This window comes from Nocardia cyriacigeorgica NBRC 100375 (assembly GCF_000308555.1).
In the GTDB taxonomy this organism is placed as follows: domain Bacteria; phylum Actinomycetota; class Actinomycetes; order Mycobacteriales; family Mycobacteriaceae; genus Nocardia; species Nocardia cyriacigeorgica.
Genome location: NZ_BAFY01000090.1, coordinates 1 through 5541 on the forward strand (window position 1 = coordinate 1; position 5541 = coordinate 5541).

General features: G+C 66.8%; 8 protein-coding genes. All 8 read left to right on the plus strand.

All coding sequences use genetic code 11. The annotated features are described in order from the left end of the window. A partial coding sequence (locus RJ05_RS08735) for a laccase domain-containing protein (RefSeq protein WP_036535347.1) occupies positions 1 to 433 on the plus strand: 433 nt, incomplete at its 5' end. Further along, complete coding sequence (locus RJ05_RS08740) at positions 430 to 1176, plus strand: YggS family pyridoxal phosphate-dependent enzyme (RefSeq protein ID WP_051016364.1); 747 nt, start codon at positions 430 to 432, stop codon at positions 1174 to 1176. The genes RJ05_RS08735 and RJ05_RS08740, both read left to right, overlap by 4 nt. 107 nt (positions 1177 to 1283) lie before the next feature. Next, entirely contained in the window at positions 1284 to 1433 is a 150-nt protein-coding gene (locus RJ05_RS30765; protein WP_156090814.1) for a hypothetical protein, read from the plus strand. Next, entirely contained in the window at positions 1430 to 2194 is a 765-nt protein-coding gene (locus RJ05_RS08745; RefSeq protein WP_036535348.1) for a cell division protein SepF, read from the plus strand. Before RJ05_RS30765 ends, RJ05_RS08745 begins: the two co-directional genes overlap by 4 nt. 89 nt (positions 2195 to 2283) lie before the next feature. Beyond that, positions 2284 to 2586 (plus strand): YggT family protein, encoded by a 303-nt coding sequence (locus RJ05_RS08750; protein ID WP_036535351.1) that lies wholly within the window; start codon positions 2284 to 2286, stop codon positions 2584 to 2586. A 69-nt stretch (positions 2587 to 2655) separates the two neighbouring features. Then, positions 2656 to 3504 carry a DivIVA-like cell division protein Wag31 gene (gene wag31 / locus RJ05_RS08755; protein ID WP_036535354.1) on the plus strand — a complete coding sequence of 283 codons (849 nt, stop codon included), beginning with the start codon at positions 2656 to 2658 and terminating at the stop codon, positions 3502 to 3504. A gap of 48 nt (positions 3505 to 3552) precedes the next feature. Continuing rightward, positions 3553 to 3753, plus strand: a complete 201-nt coding sequence (locus RJ05_RS08760; protein WP_036535356.1) for a hypothetical protein — start codon at positions 3553 to 3555, stop codon at positions 3751 to 3753. A 330-nt stretch (positions 3754 to 4083) separates the two neighbouring features. Further along, on the plus strand, positions 4084 to 5541 hold a 1458-nt coding region (locus tag RJ05_RS08765), incomplete at its 3' end, for a class I tRNA ligase family protein (RefSeq protein WP_036535359.1).

Consider the following 5541-nt stretch of genomic DNA (forward strand, 5'->3'; position numbering starts at 1 on the left):
CTGTGTGCCGATCCTGCTCTCCGATGACGAGGCCGGGGTGATCGCCGCGGTGCACGCGGGCCGGATCGGCGCCCGCATCGGCATCGTGCCACGGGTCCTGGACGCGATGGTCTCGGTCGGCGCCCGGGTCGACCGCATCGGCGCCTTCCTCGGGCCCGCCGCCAGCGGCCGCCAGTACGAAGTACCCGCCGAGATGCGCGCCGACGTGGAACGGCATCTGCCCGGCAGCGCCACCACCACCGAACGCGGCACACCGGGTCTGGATCTGCGGGCCGGGCTGCGCCGTCAGCTCACCACCGCGGGCGTCGGCGCCGTCGCCGTCGACCCGCGGTGCACGATCGAGGACAAGACATTGTTCAGCCACCGCCGCGGCGCACCGACCGGCCGGCTCGGCGGGGTCATCTGGATGGAGGAAGGGGAGCCGCACGCGTGAGTCCGACGAGCACCGCTCAGACCCTCGACCGCCGCACCACCGAACTGGCCACCAATCTGGCCGGACTGCTCGACCGCATCGACGCCGCCTGCGTGGCCGCCGGGCGTGATCCGGGCAGCGTCCGGCTGCTCCCGGTGACCAAATTCTTTCCCGCCGCGGACGTGGAGATCCTTTATAGCCTCGGCCGCCGGGAGTTCGGTGAATCACGTGAGCAGGAAGCCGGCGCGAAAGTGTCCGAACTCACCCGGCACCCGGATATCCGGTGGCACATGATCGGCCGGCTGCAACGCAACAAGGCCAAATCGGTGGCCCGCTGGGCACATACCGTGCATTCGGTGGACAGCGAACGGTTGGCAACGGCTCTTGACGCCGCGGCCACCGCCGCGCTCGACGCGGGCGACCGCAGCGCACCGCTGAACGTGCTCATCCAGGTGAGCCTGGACGAGGATCCCGGCCGCGGCGGTGTCGCGCCGGATGCTGTTGCGGCCCTTGCCGATCGGATCGCCGAGGCGCCCGCGCTGCGGCTGTCCGGCCTGATGGCGATCCCTCCGCTGGAGGCGGAACCGGCGGCCGCCTTCGCCCGGCTGGCGGCTGTACACGCCGAGCTGACCGCCGCTCATCCCGGCGCGTCGGAATTGTCGGCCGGAATGTCGGGAGATCTGGAATCGGCGATCGAACACGGAAGCACGTGTGTGCGTGTCGGTACCGCTCTCATGGGCGCCCGACCGATAACCTCGGCGTAGCAAAGAAACCTCATCAGTCACATTCGACACATATGCTGGGACCGACGAGGGGCTGAGCAAGACTTCAACACCCGGCCGTCACCGGGGCCGAAGGAAGGTCGACCAGGATGAGCGAGCGAAGTGAGCGAGCGATACACACCGCCACCATCGTGGTCACGGCGGAGTCGGGTGTCGGCAAGGGGGAGGATATGAGCGAGCGTGGGACCAGGGCCGTCGTGGCCATGCCCGAGGCGAGCGTTAGCGAGGTGGAACGATGAGTACCCTGCACAAATTCAAGGCCTACTTCGGCATGGTTCCGCTCGAGGATTACGAAGACGACTACGTCGACGATCGTGGCCCTCGCCCGATGGACGAACGCGGCACCCGCCGGCCTCGTGACTACGCCGACCGTCCCGGCTACGGCGCCGACCGCTATGCCGACGACCGCTACGACGACGCCGAGTTCGACGAGCCCGCCTACAAGTCGCCGTACCAGGCCGGCTACCCGCCTGCCCGTCGCGACGACTACACCCCGGAGAGCTACGCCGACGATCGTTACGAGGCGCCGCGCCGCCCCACGCGCATCGACGCCGCGGCAGCCGGCCGATTCCGGGCCGGCGGGGCTGCGCCGGTGATGCGTGGCGCCACTCGTGGTGCGCTCGCCGTCGATCCCGAGGCCGAGGAACGTCGACTGGAAGAGCGGATGCGTCCCGATCCGGTCGTCGCCCGCCGTCCCGCGATCTTCGAGGACGGAGGTCCCTTGTCCAAGATCACGACGCTGCGCCCGCGCGACTACAGCGAGGCCCGGATCATCGGCGAGCGATTCCGCGAGGGCAACCCGGTGATCATGGACCTGGTCGATCTCAGCAACGCCGATGCGAAACGACTGGTCGACTTCGCCGCGGGCCTGGCTTTCGCACTGCGCGGGTCGTTCGACAAGGTGGCCACCAAGGTGTTCCTGCTCTCACCTGCCGATGTCGACGTATCGGCCGAGGAGCGCCGACGGATCGCCGAAACCGGCTTCTACAACCAGAAATAGCACCATGAACCGGGGGGAGAGCCGGATGCGGGTCGAACTGGTCGGCGCGGTCATTTTGCGCGTCGCCGATTTTGCGGCAGAGTGAGGTCGTGGCCTTGTTCGCGGTGCTCTACTTCGTGCTGTTCATCTTCTGGCTGTTGCTGATCAGCCGGGTGATCGTCGAGTTCATCCGTAGCTTCGCCCGTGACTGGCGCCCCAGTGGCATCGTGGTCGTCATCCTCGAGGTGATCTTCACGATCACCGATCCTCCGGTGAAACTCCTGAGGCGGTTGATACCACCGGTGTCATTGGGGGGAATTCGGCTCGATCTGTCGATAATGGTCCTGCTATTCATCGTCTTCATCCTGATGTCGATCGTGAGCAGGCTCGGGCAGCCGGTAGCCCCGGTGTGACAGAATGGGCCGAGGACACAGCTCGCCAGATCTGCTAGATCTCCAAAAGACGCGTGAAGGGATCCTTCCATGCCGCTGACCCCAGCCGATGTGCACAACGTCGCGTTCAGCAAACCGCCGATCGGGAAGCGCGGCTACAACGAAGACGAAGTAGACGCCTTCCTGGATCTCGTGGAGCAGGAGCTTTCGCGCCTGATCGAGGAGAACGCAGACCTGCGCCAGCGGGTTGCCGAGCTCGATTCCGAGCTGGCCGACGCGAAGAAGAATCGCGGTAACGCGGCGGTAGCCACCGCGAAACAGCCGGTACAGCAGGCACCTCCGCCCGAACCGGTGAAACCCCCGGTGCCCGCGGCGCCGCCGGCACCGATTGCCGCGCCCGCGCCCGCCGCCAAGGATCCCGCGGGTGCCGACTCCAATCTGCAGGCCGCCAAGGTGCTCAGCCTCGCCCAGGAGATGGCCGACCGCCTCACCAGCGATGCCAAGACCGAAGCCGAGAATTTGCTGTCGAATGCCCGGGCGAATTCCGAGCGACTCGTCGGCGATGCCCGCACCCGGTCCGAGGCGATGATCGCCGACGCGCGCCAGAAGTCGGAAGCGATGCTGTCGGACGCGCAGACCCGTTCGGACAACCAGCTGCGCCAGGCCAAGGAGAAGGCCGACGCCCTGCAGGCCGACGCCGAGCGCAAGCACACCGAGATCATGGCGACCATCACCCAGCAGCGCACGGTGCTGGAGAGCCGCATCGAGCAGCTCAAGACCTTCGAACGCGAGTACCGCGTGCGCCTGAAGTCCTACCTGGAATCGCAGCTCGAAGAGCTGGAGAACCGCGGTTCCGCGGTGCCCGTCGACGGCGGCGAGGCCTTCGACACCGGTTCGAACAACCTCGCGCCCGCGTCGTTCGCCAAGGGTGGCAAATAGTCACACCCCAGACGCAGTCGGGCCGCCTGGCATCCCCTGGGGGTCACCATGCTCGTCTTGACGCTTGTCCTCGCCGCCATCGGCTTCGCCCTGCTGGTCGCAGCGCTGACCACCGGCTCGGTGGTCTGGGCGTGGGGCTGCATCGTGGTGTGCGTGATCGGCGCGGTGTTGTTGCTGGTGAGTGCCCTGTCGATGGGGACGCCCGAAGGTGACGACCGGCCGCCGCAGGGCAGGCATGCCAAGCGCTGATCGTTTGCCGGTTCGCGTGGCCGTCGCGATGAGCGCGGCACCCGAAATACTGGTTTGACCGAACTGGTTAGAATCAAACATGAATACGGCGTCGATCCGGCCATCACCGGGGAGCCTTCGGAAGAACGGTGTGTTCGCCCTGGTAGGGCCACCGCACGCTCAGTAGAACCGAACGGGAGAGCCCGTCACAGCTCATGACGAGAGGTCCGGCGCCGGTAGGGGCGCCAGGACAAGCGGGGTGGTACCGCGGTTTCGGCGCACCGGCGCCGGAGTCGTCCCCGTGCCGAGGAGAGTGCGCTACAGCGCACGGGCACGAGGAGACGCACCGCGATGGCGGACGAGAATTCCAGTAGCAGCGCATATCCCCGCGTCGACCTCGGCGCCGGGCCGGGTGCGTCGTTCCCCGACCTGGAACGCGCCGTACTCGACGCCTGGGCCGCCGACGACACCTTCCGCGCCAGCATCGAAAACCGCTCGCAGACAGCCGGTGCCGTATCCGGCGCGGCGTCCGCGGGTGCCCCCGTGGTTACCCAGGCTGCCGCCTCCGGCCCCGTCGCTACCGCCGCCGCAGGCGAGTTCGTCTTCTACGATGGTCCGCCGTTTGCCAACGGTCTGCCACATTACGGTCATTTGCTCACCGGATATGTGAAGGATCTGATCCCGCGTTTCCAGACGATGCGCGGTAAGCGCGTCGATCGGCGATTCGGCTGGGACTGTCATGGACTTCCCGCGGAAATCGAGGCGGAAAAGCAGCTCGGTATCACGGACAAATCACAGATCGACGCGATGGGGCTCGCGGAATTCAATGCGGCCTGTAAAACGTCGGTACTTCGGTATACCGGGGAATGGCGCGACTATGTCACCCGCCAGGCGCGCTGGGTGGACTTCGACAACGACTACAAGACCCTCGATCTCGACTTCATGGAGTCGGTCATGTGGGCGTTCAAGTCGCTCTACGACAAGGGTCTGATCTATCAGGGTTTCCGGGTGCTGCCCTACAGCTGGTACGAGCAGACCCCGCTGTCCAATCAGGAGACCCGCCTCGACGACGCCTACAAGATGCGTCAGGACCCGGCGGTCACCGTGGACATGGTGCTGACGGTGCCCGCCGAGCATCCGCTGCACGAACTCGACGGCGCCAACGCCCTGATCTGGACCACCACCCCGTGGACGCTGCCGTCCAACCTGGCGATCGCGGTGCACCCCGACGTGCGCTATGTGCATCTGCGCGGCGCCGACGGCAAGCGCTATGTGCTGGCCGCCGAACGGGTCTCGCACTACGCGCGTGAGTTCGGCGACGAGCCCGAGGTGCTCGCCGAGTACGACGGCGCCGCGCTGGTCGGGCTGTCCTACACGCCGCCGTTCGACTTCTTCCTCGGCCATCCCAACGCGCACCGGGTGCTGTCGGCCGATTACGTCACCACCGACTCCGGCACCGGCGTCGTGCACCTGGCGCCCGCGTTCGGTGAGGAGGACATGGACGTCGCCACGGCCAACGGCATCACGATCGTGCAGCCGCTGGATCCGGGCGGCAAGTTCACCTCGATGGTGGCGCCGTACGAGGGCCTGATGGTCTTCGACGCCAACCCGGTGATCATCAAGGACCTCAAGGCGGCCGGAAAGCTGCTGCGGCACGAGACCATCGAGCACTCCTACCCGCACAGCTGGCGGTCGGGCCAGCCGTTGATCTACATGGCGGTGCCGTCGTGGTTCGTCGCGGTCACCCAGTTCCGGGACCGGATGGTCGAGCTGAACAAGCAGATCACCTGGGTGCCCGAGCACATCCGC

What these genes read in the sequence shown, in the direction of transcription:
- RJ05_RS08760 (WP_036535356.1), top strand. Translation starts at nt 3,553, where the DNA reads ATGCTCGTCTTGACGCTTGTCCTCGCCGCCATCGGCTTCGCCCTGCTG.
- RJ05_RS30765 (WP_156090814.1), top strand. Translation starts at nt 1,284, where the DNA reads ATGAGCGAGCGAAGTGAGCGAGCGATACACACCGCCACCATCGTGGTC.
- wag31 (WP_036535354.1), top strand. Translation starts at nt 2,656, where the DNA reads ATGCCGCTGACCCCAGCCGATGTGCACAACGTCGCGTTCAGCAAACCG.
- RJ05_RS08745 (WP_036535348.1), top strand. Translation starts at nt 1,430, where the DNA reads ATGAGTACCCTGCACAAATTCAAGGCCTACTTCGGCATGGTTCCGCTC.